This is a genomic window from uncultured Mobiluncus sp. (assembly GCF_947254095.1).
In the GTDB taxonomy this organism is placed as follows: Bacteria; Actinomycetota; Actinomycetes; order Actinomycetales; family Actinomycetaceae; genus Mobiluncus.
On sequence record NZ_CAMYBV010000004.1, the window covers coordinates 107518 to 125008 of the forward strand.

The 17491-nt window shown below is 56.9% G+C and carries 13 protein-coding genes; 6 read left to right on the forward strand and 7 right to left on the reverse strand.

The features are described 5' to 3' along the window. Nucleotides 1–108: 108 nt before the first annotated feature. The gene (locus tag Q0X47_RS02410) at nt 109–921 is read right to left on the reverse strand and encodes a type I 3-dehydroquinate dehydratase (RefSeq protein WP_297722441.1); all 813 of its coding nucleotides are present in this window, start codon (nt 919–921) and stop codon (nt 109–111) included. A gap of 156 nt (nt 922–1077) precedes the next feature. Between Q0X47_RS02410 and Q0X47_RS02415 the strand changes: the two genes are divergently transcribed. Further along, a complete protein-coding gene (locus Q0X47_RS02415; protein WP_297722444.1) occupies nt 1078–2574 on the forward strand; it encodes a cell wall-binding repeat-containing protein in 1497 nt (498 codons plus the stop codon). Nucleotides 2575–2717: 143 nt separating this feature from the next. Here Q0X47_RS02415 and Q0X47_RS02420 read toward each other — a convergent pair whose 3' ends face one another. Further along, nucleotides 2718–4019, reverse strand: a complete 1302-nt coding sequence (locus tag Q0X47_RS02420) for an ATP-binding protein (protein WP_297722447.1) — start codon at nt 4017–4019, stop codon at nt 2718–2720. A gap of 413 nt (nt 4020–4432) precedes the next feature. Between Q0X47_RS02420 and Q0X47_RS02425 the strand changes: the two genes are divergently transcribed. From Q0X47_RS02425 to Q0X47_RS02440, 4 genes are all read left to right on the forward strand, one after another. Continuing rightward, on the forward strand, nt 4433–6100 hold the full coding sequence (locus tag Q0X47_RS02425; protein WP_297722450.1) for a fumarate hydratase: 1668 nt from the start codon (nt 4433–4435) through the stop codon (nt 6098–6100). Between the two features lie 257 nt (nt 6101–6357). Then, nucleotides 6358–7518 (forward strand): NAD(P) transhydrogenase subunit alpha, encoded by a 1161-nt coding sequence (locus Q0X47_RS02430; RefSeq protein ID WP_297722453.1) that lies wholly within the window; start codon nt 6358–6360, stop codon nt 7516–7518. Nucleotides 7519–7661: 143 nt separating this feature from the next. Beyond that, a complete protein-coding gene (locus Q0X47_RS02435; RefSeq protein WP_297722456.1) occupies nt 7662–7988 on the forward strand; it encodes an NAD(P) transhydrogenase subunit alpha in 327 nt (108 codons plus the stop codon). Between the two features lie 2 nt (nt 7989–7990). Further along, nucleotides 7991–9529 carry an NAD(P)(+) transhydrogenase (Re/Si-specific) subunit beta gene (locus Q0X47_RS02440; protein ID WP_297722460.1) on the forward strand — a complete coding sequence of 513 codons (1539 nt, stop codon included), beginning with the start codon at nt 7991–7993 and terminating at the stop codon, nt 9527–9529. An 84-nt stretch (nt 9530–9613) separates the two neighbouring features. Here the strand turns inward: Q0X47_RS02440 and Q0X47_RS02445 are convergent, their stop codons facing one another. The 5 genes from Q0X47_RS02445 to Q0X47_RS02465 all read right to left on the reverse strand — a co-directional run bounded on the left by Q0X47_RS02445 (nt 9614) and on the right by Q0X47_RS02465 (nt 15611). Beyond that, entirely contained in the window at nt 9614–11575 is a 1962-nt protein-coding gene (locus tag Q0X47_RS02445) for an MFS transporter (RefSeq protein WP_297722463.1), read from the reverse strand. A gap of 103 nt (nt 11576–11678) precedes the next feature. Then, the gene (locus Q0X47_RS02450) at nt 11679–12176 is read right to left on the reverse strand and encodes a MarR family winged helix-turn-helix transcriptional regulator (RefSeq protein ID WP_297722466.1); all 498 of its coding nucleotides are present in this window, start codon (nt 12174–12176) and stop codon (nt 11679–11681) included. Between the two features lie 154 nt (nt 12177–12330). Further along, nucleotides 12331–13518 carry an acetate/propionate family kinase gene (locus Q0X47_RS02455; protein ID WP_297722469.1) on the reverse strand — a complete coding sequence of 396 codons (1188 nt, stop codon included), beginning with the start codon at nt 13516–13518 and terminating at the stop codon, nt 12331–12333. Between the two features lie 58 nt (nt 13519–13576). Next, entirely contained in the window at nt 13577–14566 is a 990-nt protein-coding gene (gene pta / locus Q0X47_RS02460; protein WP_297722472.1) for a phosphate acetyltransferase, read from the reverse strand. A gap of 292 nt (nt 14567–14858) precedes the next feature. Next, nucleotides 14859–15611 (reverse strand): GntR family transcriptional regulator, encoded by a 753-nt coding sequence (locus Q0X47_RS02465; RefSeq protein WP_297722476.1) that lies wholly within the window; start codon nt 15609–15611, stop codon nt 14859–14861. A gap of 176 nt (nt 15612–15787) precedes the next feature. Between Q0X47_RS02465 and guaA the strand changes: the two genes are divergently transcribed. Next, on the forward strand, nt 15788–17374 hold the full coding sequence (guaA, locus tag Q0X47_RS02470) for a glutamine-hydrolyzing GMP synthase (protein ID WP_297722479.1): 1587 nt from the start codon (nt 15788–15790) through the stop codon (nt 17372–17374). The last annotated feature ends 117 nt before the right edge of the window (nt 17375–17491 follow it).

Sequence of the window (17491 nt, forward strand, 5' to 3'; positions counted from 1 at the left end):
TGCTCTAGGTACCCGTGCGGGCAGGTCCACACAATTTGCGCCCTTGTGTCGTATTTCGTACAAGCTCCGGGATATCTCAAAGTTAGGGAAGGCTATGGGGACTGCGGTCTAAAAACCGGACGCCGGATAGCGCAGTTCCAGCTGTGCCAACGGCAGCTGCCCCGGCGCGGACTGCGGACCGCCTACCGTGACGAAAGTACCCCAGTTACCCATCTGCGGACCCGCTAAACGAGTGGGCTGGCCCAACTCACCCATCCCAATCAAGATTGTGGGTCTTTGGGTCAGCAGGAAAGTGGTCTTGCCGCCCTTTTGCAGATTCTCCAGCTGTTGAGGGGTTTGCGGCGAAAAAGCCGCCTTAGACACGTCCGCTCCCAGATTGAGCTGATAAATCAGCAGTTCGCTGACTTCTTTCTCGCTGTTAGGCGAAGGCTCCCAACAGTGACGGGACAGGATAACGCCCGTACCGTTGGCGTGAATGTTGCGCAACAGGCCCCCCAAACGTTTCTCGTTGTCCTCTTGCGTGTGGGGGTTCTCGGCCGCGGCGGCCGCTTGTTCCGCGGTCATGCCCAGGTAGGGATAGTTCGACTCGACGTCCACCCAGTCGGCACATTTCGCGGCCTGTGCCGCGAGGTTCTCATAAACTTCCGCGGTAATCGAGACGTGTCCTCCCTCGGTGCGGAAAGTCGCCAAAATGGGGCGTTTTACCTGTTCACGAGCCTGGCGCAGGAGGTCTGCGACTTCGGCAAAGTCGTGTTTCGTGCCTTGGAACGACCCGCGGGACAGCCACGCCCCATCCAAACGAATCTCGACCAGTTCGACTCGGGGGTGCATATCGCGGATGAGCCGGTCATAGCCCAGGGCCCCCGGGTTCACCGAGGTGATAAAAGTAGGCCGGCGCCAATCCGCAAATAAATCCGTCATGGTTCGATTTTAGCGCGGGTGGTTTGCGGCCTGGTGGTGCCTGAACGTAACTTAGGAGAATTCGTCCCACCTGTTCGAAAATTCGTGGTTTTCAGACGTTTTCCCCTGTTATGATTTAGCCTGTTGATGTACTCCAGTTGTTGTAAGGGAGAGAACATGGTGCGTCGTTGGTTTATTGGTTTGGCTTCAATAGTCTCGTGTGCGGGCTTGGCTGGTTTGGTGGCAGTCCCCGCTTCCGCTGCCGAGTTGTCGTGGGATAGGTTGTCCGGCGCGACCGGGGTGGAGACTTCGATTGCGGTGGCGAAGCATGTGTATCCTGCTGGTTGGGACACGGTGTATGTGGCGTCGAATCGTAATCCTGTTGATGCTTTGCCGGCGGCGACGATTGGTAATGGTCCGGTTGTGTTGACTGATGGCAAGACTTTGAATTTTGGTGGGGTGAAGCCGGGCAAGGTTGTCTTGTTGGGTGGTTTGGGCGCGGTTCCGGCCACGATTGAGGCTCAGGCGAAAGACCTTGTAGGTGAGGGTAATGTTAATCGTTTGTGGGGTGCGGATCGGAATCAGACTGCGGCGGCGATTGCCCGGTATTGGGAGAAAACGAATGGTGCGCCGGCTACGGTGTATGTGACGAAGAATGCTGGTGCGGGTTCCCCGGATGCGGTTGCGGGTAGTGTGTTGCGTGATGGTCCGATTGTGACGTTTACCTCGGATGCTAGCGCGGTGGAGGCTGCCGCGGTGGTCAAGGAGCTGAAGCCCGCGAAGGTGGTTGCTTTGGGTGGTACGGGTCCGGTGTCGGATTCGAACCTGAACGCGGTGGCGGGTGGTTTGCCCACGGAACGGCTGGCGGGTGCGAATCGGTATGAGACTGCCTTCGTGATTGCCCAACGTGTGAAAGCCCAGAACCCCAACGCCACAAACGTGTACCTAGCTTCGGGCACGGCGTTGAAAGATGCGATGGTGGCGGGCGCGGCCAATGACGGGGTTATCCTGTTGACCCCGCCCAGCGCGGCTGGGGTAAACGACAAAGCGACCGCCCTTGGCGCCCGACAAATCCGTGTTATTGGCGGCACCGGCGTCGTCCCCGAAAACACCGCCAAAATCGCCGCCGGCCTACAACCAGCCATCGCCCCAGATGCCATAAAGAACTTCGACTACATGAACTCTTTCGTTCCAGCCGGATTCATCGTTGACGAGGCGTGCAAGCACTATGAGGGCTTTTATAAGATTCCCGACGTGGACGATGAATGCTGGTATGACCTGAACGGTGGCAGGAGCGCTGAAATGATTGAATATATGACCTACGACCGCCGTTTTGGCTTTGATCGATTCGACCCGAACCCCCGCTATGACGACTACGACGGGGACGGATACTTGGACCTTATTGTCAAAGGTAGCGGTGTGGATTTTTGGGACGAAGTCATGTACGTATTTGACCCCCAAGACCCAGCGCACCCTTACGTTGGCCATGTGTTGAGTGCCCAAGACATTCGTAAGCTGCAATACAGGGGCGGTTCTCTCTTTGAAGTGACCTATGCTCCGGACAGGGCTTATCCAAACGGATGTGTCCTGGAACGTTGGAATCTTGCTCGGGTAAACGGAGTGCCTGCACAAGCAAACAAGCAAAGTGCCACCGCCCCCGCAAGTTGCCTATAAGGCAACCCCGAAAACGCTACCCGGGGAAAGCGACGCAGGCCGAGTGAGGTACTGAGCCGGAACGAAGTGGAGGCTCAAGTAATTCCGAGGCCGGGGAGCGCGGGTGGCAATCCGAAAGATTGCGACCCTGACTATTGAACGGGTTAGTTGAGTGCAGAACCAAGGCGAGACAGTCCGTAAAGCGGCAAGTTGAGGGTGCTTTCGCCGTGCCCGAATTCGGCAGGTGAGACGCGCACACCGAGGGGCAAATCGTAGCGTTTCACGAACACGCCCAGGGAACGGGCTCTTTGCTTGGGTGCGGATTTCACCTCGAGCGGGATGACTTTGCCGCCGTGTTGCAGGACAAAATCAACCTCGCCACTGGAGGCTTCGGCTGACCAATAGCGGGGCTCCCAGCCGGTCGCAACGAGTTCCTGGCAGACGAAGTTTTCCAGCAGGGCACCCTTGAACTCGGTGAAAAGCCGGTTTTCCTTCAAGACGGTTTCACCGTCCAAGCCGCTTAAGGCGCCGAGTAAACCGGTGTCAAAGACAAACAGTTTGAAGGCATCACGGTCGGTATATCCGCTCAAGGGCAGCTTCCCGGCCTTAACGCGATTTACCCGCAGCAAGAGGCCGGCATCGGTGAGCCACTGGATTGCTTCCTCGTAACCCCGGGCGCGCGCCCCAGTACGCACCGCAGAGTACACGAATTTCTTGTTCTCGCGGGCAAGTTGGGCGGGGATAGAATCCCAAATCAGCCGGATACGTTCAGCCAAGTGTGAGCCCGCGTGGGTGGAAAAATCCTCTCGGTAATCGCGCAGTAACTTGAGTTGCAGGTTGCGCGCCGCCATGTAATCTCCGGTGTCCAGGAAGGTTTGGACTACTTCGGGCATGCCGCCCAGAAAAAAATACCGGCGCAGGTAATCCATAAATTTGGCTTGTAGAGGGGAAATCAACGTCCAATCATCGCTGTCCAGGGCGCCTACCATCGGGCTCTCGCCCGAGGCTTGCAGGAATTCGCTGAAGGTAAGCGGGTGAATGTTCAGGTAATCAACCTTACCCACCGGCCAGGACACGCCCTGATGCATCGAGACACCAAGCAGGGAACCGGCGGCGATAACCGGAACCTCGGGATGTTCTTCCTGAAAGAATTTCAGGGCAGTCAAAGCTCGAGGGGTGGCCTGGATTTCATCGAGAAAAATCAGGGTGTCCGGGGTGCCAACCCGTTTGCCACTCAAAAGGCTCAGCGCATCCATGATTCGCGCCGGATCGAGTCGGTCGTTGAAAATGCTGCTGGCAGTTTCGTCATAGAGCAGGTGAAAGTAGGCGACATCGCGGAAATACAGGCGTCCGAACTCGTTTATCAACCAGGTCTTTCCGACCTGGCGGGCACCCTGGACAATCAGGGGTTTTCGGGCTGGGTTGTCCCGCCAAGCCACGAGTTGCTGCATGGCGTCGCGTTCCATACTTGCCCTCCTTGGGTGCGTTAAAAGTCATTTATTTGGCAATTAATCGAATTTTATCACAGGAATTGTGGCAAAAAAATGATTTTATTTGTTGTAAAACTGGCATAATTGCTGGCTGTTCGTAATTCCGCAAATCTTGTCGTGGTTGGGGAACGTACCGAATCGTCGAAAACGCAACCCGAGGAAAGCGACGCAGGCCGAGTGAGGTACTGGGCCGGAACGAAGTAGAGGCTCAAGTAATTCCGAGGCCGCGGGGAGGCAACGTTTTTTCTTTAGTCAGGCTTGCGAAAATCAAAACATAGCTCTGAGGCCTGATGAGCTGGAATCCTCCGGTTTAAAGCCTTACAGGGAGAGCGACAAAGCCCGGGCGTTAGAATCAAACCGCACAAAAACACCAGAGCAAAGGGGCAAAAGTGGCCGATTTCTTTTATGCTGACATCCTGCCGCACGGCGAGGACACTTATACGTACCGCAAACTGACCAGCGAGGGGGTTAGCGAAGTCGAGGGGCCGGACGGGACGAAATTCCTGAAGGTCGAACCGGAGGCGCTGACACTGCTGGCCGAGACCGCGTTCCACGACATTTCGCACTACCTGCGCACGGCTCACCTGCAGCAGCTGCGCAAGATTCTCGACGACCCCGAGGCATCGGGCAACGACAAGTTCGTGGCGATGGACCTGCTGCGCAACGCGAACATCGCGGCGGCGGGGGTTCTGCCCATGTGCCAGGACACGGGCACCGCCATTATCAAAGGTGAGCGCGGTCAACACGTGCTGACCCCCGGACCGGATGAAGCAGCGCTGTCCCGCGGGGTCTACAACGCCTACACAAAGCTGAACCTGCGCTATTCCCAAAACAGCCCCCTGTCTATGTACGAGGAAAAGAACACCGGGTGCAACCTTCCGGCGCAGGTGGAGCTGTATGCCGAGACCGCTCCGAGACACGAAGCGGAGTACCGTTTCCTATTCATGGCCAAGGGCGGCGGTTCGGCCAACAAGTCTTACCTCTACCAGATGACCAAGGCGATTCTTGACCCTGAACACATGATGCAGTTCCTGGAGGAAAAGATTCGGTCCCTCGGCACCGCCGCCTGCCCGCCCTACCACTTGGCGATCGTCATCGGCGGCACTTCTGCGGAATACACCCTCAAGACCGCGAAGTACGCTTCGGCTCACTACCTGGATGGTTTGCCCACCCACGGGGGCGAACAGGCACAAGGGTTCCGCGACCTGAAGATGGAAGAGGAAGTCCTTGACCTGACTCGCCACATGGGCATCGGCGCCCAGTTCGGCGGCAAGTATTTCTGCCATGACGTGCGGGTGGTGCGTCTGCCGCGTCACGGCGCCTCCCTGCCGGTAGCCATCGCGGTGTCATGTTCAGCTGACCGGCAGTGCGTCGCGAAAATCAACAAGGACGGGGTGTTTATCGAGGCGCTGGACACTGATCCGGGTCGGTTTATGCCTGACCCCAGCGAGGCGGAACTTGGCGGGGACGAAGCGGTCGCGATTGACTTGAACCGCCCGATGAAGGACGTCCTCGCCGAACTCACCAAGTACCCCATCAAGACGCGGCTTTCCCTGACCGGAACCCTCATCGTGGCTCGTGACATTGCCCACGCGAAGCTCCGTGAGCGCCTGGAAAAGGAGGGCGACCTGCCCCAATACTTCAAAGATCACCCGGTGTACTACGCGGGTCCGGCGAAAACTCCCGAGGGAATGCCGTCGGGGTCCTTCGGGCCAACCACGGCTTCGCGTATGGATCCCTACGTGGACCTGTTCCAAGCTCATGGCGGCTCGATGATTATGCTGGCCAAGGGTAATCGCGGCCAGACTGTCACCGACGCCTGCAAGAAGCATGGCGGGTTCTATCTCGGCTCCATCGGCGGGCCGGCCGCAGAGTTGGCTGCGCACTCCATCAAGAAGGTCGAGGTTTTGGAGTACCCCGAGCTGGGAATGGAGGCCGTGTGGAAGATTGAAGTCGAGGACTTCCCGGCTTTCATCGTGGTGGACGACAAGGGCAATAATTTCTTCGAGGGCTTGGACAAGGTGGTGCTCACCTTGAAGGTGCCGCCAAAGAAGTAGTCGTCATCGGTTTCTAGGGCGGGCGCCTCGAGGGTAGTTATTCTTCGGGGCGCCCGCACTATATACGCAGGTAGCAACGGCTTTGTGGGGGAAGATTGGCGGGAAAAAGTGCACCCAACACGTGAATGCACCTCAGGATGAAATCTGGGACTAAATACACATATAAAAACAACTTCCATGCGATACACTATTTATCGTCCAACTCATGAACCCATGAGCTGTGCGTACAACGAAGTATTCGCGGAGGGTTTTTTACGATGATTATTGGTGTACCCAAGGAAATTATGAGCGGTGAAGACCGCGTGGCTGCTACCCCGGAAACGGTGGCGGATATGGTCGGCAAAGGCTTGACCGTACTGGTCGAAAAAGGTGCTGGGGAAGGTTCTTTCTTCCACGACCCGGAATACGTCTCGGCGGGAGCTGAGATGGTCGACGACCCAGAGGAAGTCTACCAGCGGGCGGATCTGATTTTGAAAGTCAAGGAACCGCTGTTCAACGAGGCGAAGGGCCGCTCTGAAATCTCCATGATGCATAAGGGTCAATACTTGATTACCTTTATTCACCCGGCTGCTCCGCCCAACCACGAGATGGTCAAAGAGATGGCTGCGCAGGGTGTCATTTCGCTGACTCTGGACGGTGTGCCGCGTATTTCCCGGGCGCAGAACTTGGATGCCTTGACCTCGATGAGTACCTGCGCCGGGTACAAAGGTATCCTCTTGGCGGCGAACTACCAGCCGTCCTTCATGCCGCTGATTCACAGCGCTATCGGGCGGATTGACCCGCTGAAGGTGCTGGTTGTCGGTGTTGGCGTGGGCGGCTTGCAGGCCCTAGCTACCGCGAAGCGTCTGGGTGCGGTGGTGCACGCCGCCGATATCCGCCCGATGGCCGCCGAACAGGCCACCTCTCTGGGTGCTAAGCCGGTTGAACTGGGGGTAGACCCCGAGAAGGCTATCGGTGAAGGCGGCTACGCCCAGGCTCTGCCGGAAGATGAGTTGGTCAAAGAACGTGCCGCTTTGGCTAAGGTGATTCCCGACATGGACATCATCTTTGCTTCGGCGCTGGTGCCGGGCCATTTGGCGCCGCGGCTCATTACCGAGGACATGGTGAAATCCATGAAGCCCGGTTCGGTCATCGTGGATATTTCCATTGACCAGGGCGGCAACTGCGAAATCACGCCTCCGGGCAAGGTGGAAGTCAAGCACCACGTCACCTTGGTAGGGATTAAGAACATCCCCGGTATGCTGCCGAAGAGCTCGACTTTCATGTTCGCCAAGAACATTGCCAACTTCGTGGACTTCCTGGTGAAGGATGGCCAAATCGTCCTGGATCGCAGCGATGAGATTATCGCCAAGACCCTCACGACTATCGACGGCGAAATTGTCCACGTCGGTGCACGCGAGGCGATGGGTCTGGCCTAAAGACCCGAGATTGTGACGATTAGGGCGGCCGGCCGGTCAACGGTGAGGTCGCCCTAATCGGTGCCTCGGGGCGGCGTCACCGCCCTGCTCAGCTAAATTTATTATGAAATCCCTGACAAAACCGTAACCCAAGGAGAAAATCGATGACTCCCTTCCAAGGCGTGTTATTGGTCGTGCTGGTGGTGTTTACCCTGGTCGGCTATAAAATCATCAGCCATGTTCCCAGCCTTTTACACACCCCGCTGATGAGCGGGATGAACGCTTTTTCTGGCGTAACCGTGCTGGGCTGTTTGACTGCTGCCGCATTGGCGGTGAGTCTGGGGTCAAAAGCGCTGGGCTTGCTGGCAGTTGCGCTGGCGATGGTGAACATTGTCGGCGGTTTTGGGGTTACTGACCGGATGCTGCGGATGTTCGATAAGAAGCGCAAGCCCGTCGCCGGTGGGAGTGCTCAGCCTGGAGAGGGGGAGTAGTCATGGATAACAGCTTGAATCTGGTGGGGGCACAAGGTCCGAACAGTCTGCTCTACTATGCCATCTCGGTAGTGCTGGTGATACTGGTGCTGGTGGGATTAAATATGCTCTCCAAGGTGCAGACGGCGGTACGCGGCAACCTTCTGGGCGCGTTGGCGATGGCTCTGGCTATCGTGGCGACACTGTGGAACTTCGGGATTCTCAGCGCGGTCGAACTCTATGCTGCGATGCTGGTCGGAGCGTTATTCGGGGTCATTATCTGGCGAAAAACTAAGATGATTCGGATGCCGCAAACCGTGGCCCTGCTCAACGGATTGGGTGGCATGGCCTCGATGCTTGCCGGGGCGCTGGCCTTGACCGGACACGCAGATAACAACGCTTTTGCCCAGTTCACGGCCGGTTTAGCGGTCGCTGTTGGTGGCGCGACCTTCTTTGGTTCCCTCATTGCAGCAGGGAAGTTGCACCAGATTCTCGATCAGCACCCGAAGGTGCTCCCCGCACACTCCGTGTGGGTGGGGCTGAGCCTGGTGGTCAGTCTGGGTGCCGCACTAGCTTACGTTTTTCCACCGTTCAGCAGTCCGGGTGTGGCGCAGACGGTGTTGCTCATCGTCCAGATTGTGGCCGCCAACCTGTTTGGTTACCTGCTGGCGGTGCGGGTGGGCGGAGCTGATATGCCCATCACGATTTCCCTGTTGAACTCCCTGTCCGGGGTCGCGGGAGCCATCGCCGGCCTGGCCATCTCCGATCTGCTGTTGGTGGCTATCGGGGCTATCGTCGGGGCTTCCGGTCTGCTGCTGACCCAAATCATGTGCCGGGCGATGAACCGGCATCTCATGGATATTTTGCTGGGCAAGACTTCCGTCAGCACCACCGCCGCAGCCCCAACTGAGACCGAATCGGAAAAACCAGACGACTCGGCTTGTGCAGACGAGACTGACACCAGCGACACCGCTGCTGACGACCAACCGACACCCGCAGCACCTGCCGCGGATCCGGAAACCACTTTCGCCGACTGGGTAGAAAATGCCCAGCGCGTCATCTTGGTGCCCGGCTACGGCATGGCTTTGTCTCAAGCCCAAGCCCAGGTCAAGCGCCTGTTGGACTACCTAGAAAAGGCCGGAAAGACGGCAGACTTCGCGATTCACCCGGTGGCAGGCCGGATGCCGGGGCACATGAACGTGCTATTGGCCGAAGTTGACGTGGACTACGAAAAACTGCGGGAAATGAAAGACATCAACGATGACTTCGCGACCGCGGATTTGACGGTGGTCATTGGTGCCAACGACGTGATGAACCCGGCGGCAAACACCGCGGAAGGCACCCCGATTTACGGGATGCCCGTGCTGAACGTGGGAGACTGCGCCCACGTGGCCATCTTTAACTTCGATCTGAAACCGGGCTATGCCGGGGTGGAAAACCCGCTGTATGCCCGGGCTGAGACCGAACCGGACCGGGTGCTGATTTTCCAAGGTGACGCGAAGGAAACCTTGGCAGCGCGGCTAGACGCAATCGGGGCGCCGCCGGCGCTGGAGCTGTATTAGTGGCTTTGAATCTGATTCCGTGAGGATTACGGGTTAGAACACCGGGCGCTCCGTACATTCGGGGCGCCCGGCTGGTTTGTAGTCCTAGATTGAGTTTTCCGCTGCGGACTGCGCGGTCTTCATAATGTGTGCGTCGAGAGTTTTCTTAGAGGGAACCCCAAACAGCAACAGCACGCCGAACAGAGACACGAGGGTATAGAACCAGAACAAGCGGATAAATCCCTTATTGAGCTCCAACTGGAACGTAGATTCGATAGTGTCCGCGTGTGTATCGATGTCCTGAAGGTAATCCTGGCGAGCTTGCTCTAGGGCTGGCGGCACAAAGCCCATCTGTGCCTTCATGGTGTTGCCTTGCTCGTCGAACGTGTAGTTCGCCAGTTCCTTGGACCGTGCCACAATGTTGGTAACATCCGCGCTCTTGAGGCGATTCATCAACCGGTCAGGCACATTCACCATGGAAAATCCGGGGTCAATTGTGTCCTGGGGTGGGGCGGAGGGCTGAGAACCGTCGCCGGTGCTTACGGGCGGCATTTGGCCTCTGCCCGATTCTTGACCACCGGTAGTGGATATTCCGCCGGGGGCTGCGGGCATCGCGGAGGACATGGCGGACATATCTGGTTTCGGCATGACTTCCATGACCTTCTCGGACAGGCCGCCCATAGCGGTGGCGAGCAGTCCCACCATGATCGCCGGAGCCAGGGTAGTCGCCAGAGAACGCGTCAAAGACAGAGTTGCTTGACCGGTGTTCGCGTCACGGCTGGGCACCAGGTGCAAAATCAGGTAGGTCAGGGGTGCGCCCATCAGGAATCCCAGACCGAAACCCATCACAAAGATGGACAGGCTGGTGGAGAGGAAACCGGGATACGGGGAAGTCCAGAAAATCAGTAGCAGGCCAGAGATAGCGCAGATAATGACCCCGAGTCCCAGCACGAAGCGAGGGCCGAGCTTATCCGTGAGCCGCCCGGATATTGGCGCTGCGAGGCCAGAAGCCACCCCGATGATAATGGTGGGGTAGCCGCCATCGCCCGTAGGTAGGCGCATAGAGTTCTCGGCGAACTGCGGGATGAACATCACGGTCATCATCAAGGTGCCGGCCACCATGCCGAGCAACAGAGTCACCCCGACTGGAACGTTCATGAAATAGTCAAAGTTGATTAAGGGGTCGTAGACGCGGTGCTCGGTAACCCAGAAAACTACCCCCGCAATCGCAAAAATCAGCAGGGAAACCCGGACGTTGGAATCTTGGAAAGAACCGCTGATATCCGTGAAATCCAGATGTTGGAACATCCACAAGAGGGAAGTGATGGCGACCACGATTAAGACGGTGCCGGGAATGTCCAAACGGCGGCCGGCTTCGGTACGATCACGATCTAAGAAGAGCCCTCCTAGGACTACCACTGCCAGAGCAATCGGCACGTTGATGTAAAAGATCCACTGCCAGTTCTCGGTTCCGGCGATGTCCATGATGAGTGAGCCAGCCGAGCCGCCAATAACCGAGGCAACGCCGTAGACCATGCCGACCAAACCGAGAGCCATACCGCGCTTTGCTGGAGGAGCAATGGTCCCGGCAGCGGCGGTGGCGACCGGCATCATGCCGCCGCCGCCCACGGCTTGCACCACGCGGGAGGCCAACAACAGACCGAAAGATTGAAAGTCTTGGGCGAGCCCGCACCCTAGTGAACCAATCCCGAACAGGGCGATAGCCAGCACATATATCGGCTTGCGCCCCAATACGTCTGCCAGTTTGCCGATAACGGGGATAGCGATGGCGTAGGCCAAAGTATAGATTGTAAAGACCCAGACACCTGCCTGGTCGTCGACTCCCAAGCTGTTTTGGATGACGGTACGAGCCGGATTTACGATGCCCATGTCCAAGGCACCCATGAAAATTCCTGCCAGGTACAGAGCCAGAATCAATCCCCAGCGTTCCGGCACAGTGTGTTCAAGAGAAGCCAAACCAGTGGGTTTTTCGTTGTTGTTTTGCGATTCCGCCTCGCCATTTGGCGCCTCAGTTTCGGAATCGTCAAGGGTATGAGTCACTGTCATGTAATTAATTATATTGATAGTTAAGAAACTTAATCAAATTTTATGACCGCAGCGATTATTTTGCCGACGAAGGCCGGTTTCCCTAGGGATTTAGCGGCTTTGGCTAATCCGATGGTGAGGATTTTGTGTGGTGAGAAGCGTCTATCTGGTCGATGAACTCCGCCAGCATTTCCGAGAACTGCTTAATTTCCTCATTGGAGCGGTTGGCAAAAACGCCATGCAGGTCCTCGTTTACGGAACCGACAAAATTGTGCCCCAGCATATCTCCGGATTCTGCGATGCGCAGCACGGCCCGGCGGCGATCCTCCGGGTCAGTTTGCCGACTGACGTATCCCAGGTTCACCAAGCGATCTACCAAGTAACTGGCGGCGGCGCGGGTGATGTGCAGGCCATCGGCGAGTTCTGAGGGGGATAGGGGATTTCCGGCAATCTCGGAACGCCAAATCAGCAGCAGTCCGTCGCCGTCCTTGCCGTGCATTCCCAAGTCGGCTGAGATATTGGCAATCAAATTGTTGGCGGAAAACACCAAGCGATGAAACTCGTAAACCAACTGTTCACTGAGAGCCGAGCGCTCCTTATCGACCTTAGCTACCTCACTCATGCTATTCAGTATATTGACAGTTAAGCGATTTTAACTAAAACGGGGGTGCCTTCGGGCCGTTGGCTGGTCGGCCGGCCGAAGCTCAGTTCGGCGTAAAAACGTGGACCCCAGACGTATCCGGGGCCCACGCCAGAAAGGTTTTTGAGGATAGAAGCTAAATCAGACGTACGACTTGGCGGGCAATCGCCAACTCCTCGTTGGTGGGTACGACCAGCACCAGCACTTTTGAATCATCGCTAGAGATGCGCCAGATAGCTTTGGAGCGGTCACGATTTTCGTTACGTTCGCGGTCAATCTTGACCCCGATGAACTCGAGTTTTTCGCACAAGCGCCGCCGGGTGCGGTCATCGTTTTCTCCAATACCGGCGGTGAAAGTCAGCACGTCCAAGCCGCCCAGCTCAAAAGTGTAGGCACCGATGTACTTTAGCAAGCGCTGCTGATAAGTCTGCAGAGCCAGCAGAGCGTCGGAGTCGCCCTCGTCGCGGCGTTTCCAGACATCACGCATATCGTTATCTCCGCACATGCCTTTCATACCGGATTGCTTGTTGAACAGGGTGTCAATGTCATCTACGCTCATTCCTTTGCGCAGCAGGTGGAACACCACAGCCGGATCGATGTCGCCGGTACGGGTGCCCATGACCAAGCCTTCCAGGGGCGTCAACCCCATCGAGGTGTCCATCGGTAGCCGGCCAAGTTCCGCGCAGGCGGACGCGCCATTTCCCAGATGCAGGGTAATTTGTTTCACGGTGTCATCGCCCAGGTAGTCGCAGACCTTGTTGGCTACGAATTCGTGAGAAGTCCCGTGGGCACCGTAGCGGCGGATGTGGTAGTCATGCGCGACCTGCTTATTGAGGGCGTAGCTACGGGCTTTTTCGGGCAGGCCGGCAAAGTAGGCGGTATCAAAAACGGCGATGTGAGGCAGGTCGGGCCACAGCTCCATAGCGGTGTCAATGCCAATGAGGTGCGCGGGGTTGTGTAGCGGCGCCAAGTCGCACAGTTCCTCAATCTTGGCGCGAACATCGTCATTCACGATGGCCGGTCCCTTGAAATGCCAGCCACCCTGGACGATACGGTGACCAAAACCGGATAAATCCACGTGCTGTAAGTCAGGTCCGTGGGTCGCGAACATCTCGATAATCCTGGTCAAGGCTTCCTTGTGGGTCGGGAGGGGGAGTGTCTCGCTGAACTTGTCCGCGTGGACTTCGTGGGTAACTTCCCCACGGTCAGTGCCGATGCGTTCCGCTTGGCCCTTGGCCAGGACGTCACCGCTGATGGGTTCGATTAGCTGGTACTTCAGTGAGGAAGAGCCGGAGTTAATTACAAAAATGGTTTGGTGTCGCATAGTGATTGTTCTTTCTTCTTTTCACAAGGGCGGCCGCGGGGCTACACCCTTTGGACGTCTATCCCTGGGATTGGATAGCAGTAATGACGATGGTGTTGATGATGTCGTCCACGGTGGCTCCGCGCGACAAGTCGTTGACCGGGGCATTTAGCCCTTGCAGAATCGGACCCACAGCTAGCGCACCGCTGGTGCGCTGCACCGCTTTGTAGGTGATGTTTCCAGCGTTCAAATCGGGGAAGATGAGCGTGTTGGCTTGTCCGGCCACGGGGGAGTGCGGTGCTTTCTTGGCAGCCACGGATTCGACTACCGCGGCATCGAACTGGAGCGGACCGTCGATAGCTACCTCGGGGGCGGCTGACTGGGCTTTTGCGGTGGCTTCCTTTACCAGGTCAACCAGCGGACCCGAGCCGGAGTCAATCGTGGAATAGGACAGCATGGCGACTTTCGGTTCCAGACCAAACTGAGCCGCGGTCTTGGCTGAAACGACCGCGATGTCCGCTAGCTGCCCAGCGTCCGGGGAAATCGTGACCGCGCAATCCGAATACACGTCAAAGTGGTCATCGAAAACCATGAGGAAAGCTCCTGAAACCAGTTTCACGCCCGGCTGAGTCTTGATGACTTGCAGCGCGGGACGGATGGTGTGGGCGGTGGTGTGAGCCGCTCCGGAGACCATGCCATCGGCATCGCCGCAGACAATCATCATGGTGCCAAAGAATGAAATATCTTTCAGAGTTTCCTTCGCTTTGGCTTCGTCCATGCCCTTGTGCGCGCGCAGTTCCACCAGTTTAGCGGTGTAGCGAGCCAGCTTTTCAGCGTCATCTAGGGAAACTATTTCGGCCGTGGAAAGGTCCAGACCGAGCGCGGCAGCTTGAGCCTTGATGGTGTCCTGGTCGCCCAGCAAAACCAAGTCAGCGACGCCTTTCTGGAGGATGTGCGCGGCAGCTTTTAAGATGCGCTCATCGTCAGATTCTGGCAGCACAATCCGTTTCCTGTTTGCTGCCGCTTTGTTGGAAAGATTGTCCAGAAATGAGGTTTTGAAGTCGCTCATGCCTAGCTCCTCTAATGAAATCAGGGGGATTCGTCAACCCCGTCGGCAAGTTAAAAAATATCCTAATACAGGGTTTGGGGTCGGTAAAGTTGGGACTAAGGTCCCGAAGCGAAATTTTCGGTCTCAAGCCCTTGAAAACCGCAAGGTACCAGGGAAAAGTTCGGCAAAAAACTTGTGAAAAATTAATGAGGCGCCCGTGGAAAAGGAGAGAAACTACGAACGCCTCATCGCTGTCGGGTCTGGGGACCCGCTATGAAATTGTCCCAGTGAAGAAGAAAGAAGGGTTATTGAGTTAGTGCGCAAAGAGCGTGTTCTTGAGAGCAAAGCGGTCTGCACGGAACAGGTATTCACCATAAGCGGCAATCTTGCCGGATTCGTCATAAGAGACATTTTGGATGCTCAGCACCGTTGAACCCGCGGGAATCCGCAGGAGTTGAGCCTCCGGGGCGCTGGCCTTGCGGGCGGACACCGCTTGACGAGCCATCGTCACGACGACACCGCGCTCGGCTAGGGCAGTTTCGAAAGAATCACGTTCCAAAGCGGTGGCTGCCGGAGCAATCGAGGAACGAATCATGTCAAACATAAGTCCGGCGGGCTGGCGGTCGCTCAGGCGCAGCCGGCGGATAGCGGTCACGTTGGATCCGGTGGCTACCTCGAGTTTCGCACTGACTTCCGGGCTGGCCGGGGATGTGCCGTAAGACAAAACTTCAGTAGACGGCTTGTGACCGTCGGCCTTCATCTGGTCAAAAATGGTGGAGAGGGCGTTCGGACGATGCACCCGCGTCGGAGCCACCTGAGTGCCGACACCGCGGCGGCGCACCAGCAGACCATGGTCACCCAGTTGCTGCAGGGCACGGCGAGCAGTAGGCCGCGACACGTTGAGGCGTCGCGCCATGGACAGTTCATCTTCCAAGCGCGTACCGGGAGTAAGCTGCCCTGAAAGGATTAATTCTTCGATGGGCTGAGCAATCTGATGGTAAAGCGGAACCGGTGAGTTCCGATCCAGCCGGACATCAGCCTCGAAATATGTTGGTACCTGACTCATGGCGGGTCTCCTTTCCCTTATGTCGTCGGCCTTTCCTTTGACCCTACATATTATTGTATCGACAATTAATGGCCTGACATTAGGAAAAATCGTTGAAATATCAACGAATTATCCCTGAATAAAGTCTGAGAAATGGGAGGTCAATTTATGGTGGGGAAATGTTTTAGGATTGACTCATGGCTGAAAACTTGCAACATGGTAAACCCGCAGGACCCGTATTAGTTGTTGACTTTGGTGCGCAATATGCCCAACTTATCGCTCGTCGGGTTCGCGAGGCGAAAGTTTACTCGGAAATCGTGGGACATAACCTGACCGCTCGGGAAATTTTGGATAAACAGCCTTCAGCCATCATTCTCTCAGGTGGACCGTCCTCTGTTTACGCGCCCGGCGCTCCATCTTTTGACCCGGCCGTCTTTCAGGCAAATGTGCCGGTATTGGGCATTTGCTACGGGTTTCAGGTCATGGCACAAGCCCTGGGGGGGACGGTTAGCCCTACCGGAACGTCCGAGTACGGCCGCACCAACTTGGAAGTGACCCCGGGTGGCCAGTTGTTGGAAGGAACGCCGTCTGAACAGGTAGTTTGGATGAGTCACGGGGACGCGGTTTCGGCAGCCCCCAGCGATTTTCAAGTTACCGCGGCGACGGACGATACAAAGGTAGCAGCCTTTGAAAATCCTGAACGAGGGCTGTATGGAGTGCAGTGGCATCCCGAAGTTCGGCACAGCGCCTATGGTCAGCGGCTTCTGGAACATTTCTTGCATGACGTGGTCGGCCTGGATCCGGTGTGGACCCCGCAATCCATCATCGACACCCAGGTTGCGGAGATTCGCCAGCGCGTGGGCAATGCGCAGGTCATCTGTGGTTTGTCTGGCGGGGTGGATTCGTCCGTGGCGGCGGCTCTGGTTCATAAGGCCATTGGCGACCAGTTGACCTGCATTTTCGTTGACCACGGTTTGCTGCGCTCAGGGGAGCGCGAGCAGGTGGAACGAGACTATGCCGCCAACATGGGGATTCGCGTGAAATATGTAGACGAGTCTGCCCGCTTCTTGGGGGCACTGGCGGGAGTGAGCGAGCCAGAACAGAAACGCAAGATTATCGGACGCGAGTTTATCCGATCTTTTGAAGCGGCTCAGCGCGAGGTCGTGGCTGAGGTTGGCGCCAGTGGTGGGGAAGTGAAGTTCCTGGTCCAGGGCACTTTGTATCCTGACGTAGTGGAATCAGGCGGAGGCAGCGGAACGGCTAATATCAAGTCGCATCACAATGTGGGCGGATTGCCCGAAGATTTGAAGTTTGAGCTCATCGAGCCGCTGCGCAAACTGTTCAAAGACGAGGTTCGCGAGTTGGGGCGCCAGTTGGGCCTGCCGGATGTCATCGTGAATCGCCAGCCTTTCCCCGGTCCGGGCTTGGCCATTCGTATTATTGGAGAGGTCAACGAGGAACGCCTGCGGATTTTGCGGGCGGCGGACTTGATTGTGCGCAACGAGTTGAGCGCAGCGGGGCTGGACACGGAGATCTGGCAGTGTCCCGTGGTGTTGCTCGCCGACGTGCGTTCCGTGGGGGTGCAGGGTGACGGGCGCACCTACGGGCACCCGATTGTGTTGCGTCCGGTTTCCTCAGAGGACGCGATGACCGCGGACTGGTCGCGTTTGGATTGGGACTTGGTGGCGCGGATTTCTAACCTGATTACCAACCAAGTTCCCGAAATCAACCGCGTGGTGTTGGACTGCACGTCCAAGCCACCGGGGACCATTGAGTGGGAATAGGTCCATCTTGTGTATTTCTAGTATCTAGTAGCAACTGGTCGCGCCCTCTGAGGAGCATCGCAACAGCTTCTATTTTTGATGTGGTTGCGTATGTCTGCTAAAAGCGTACAATTGCAA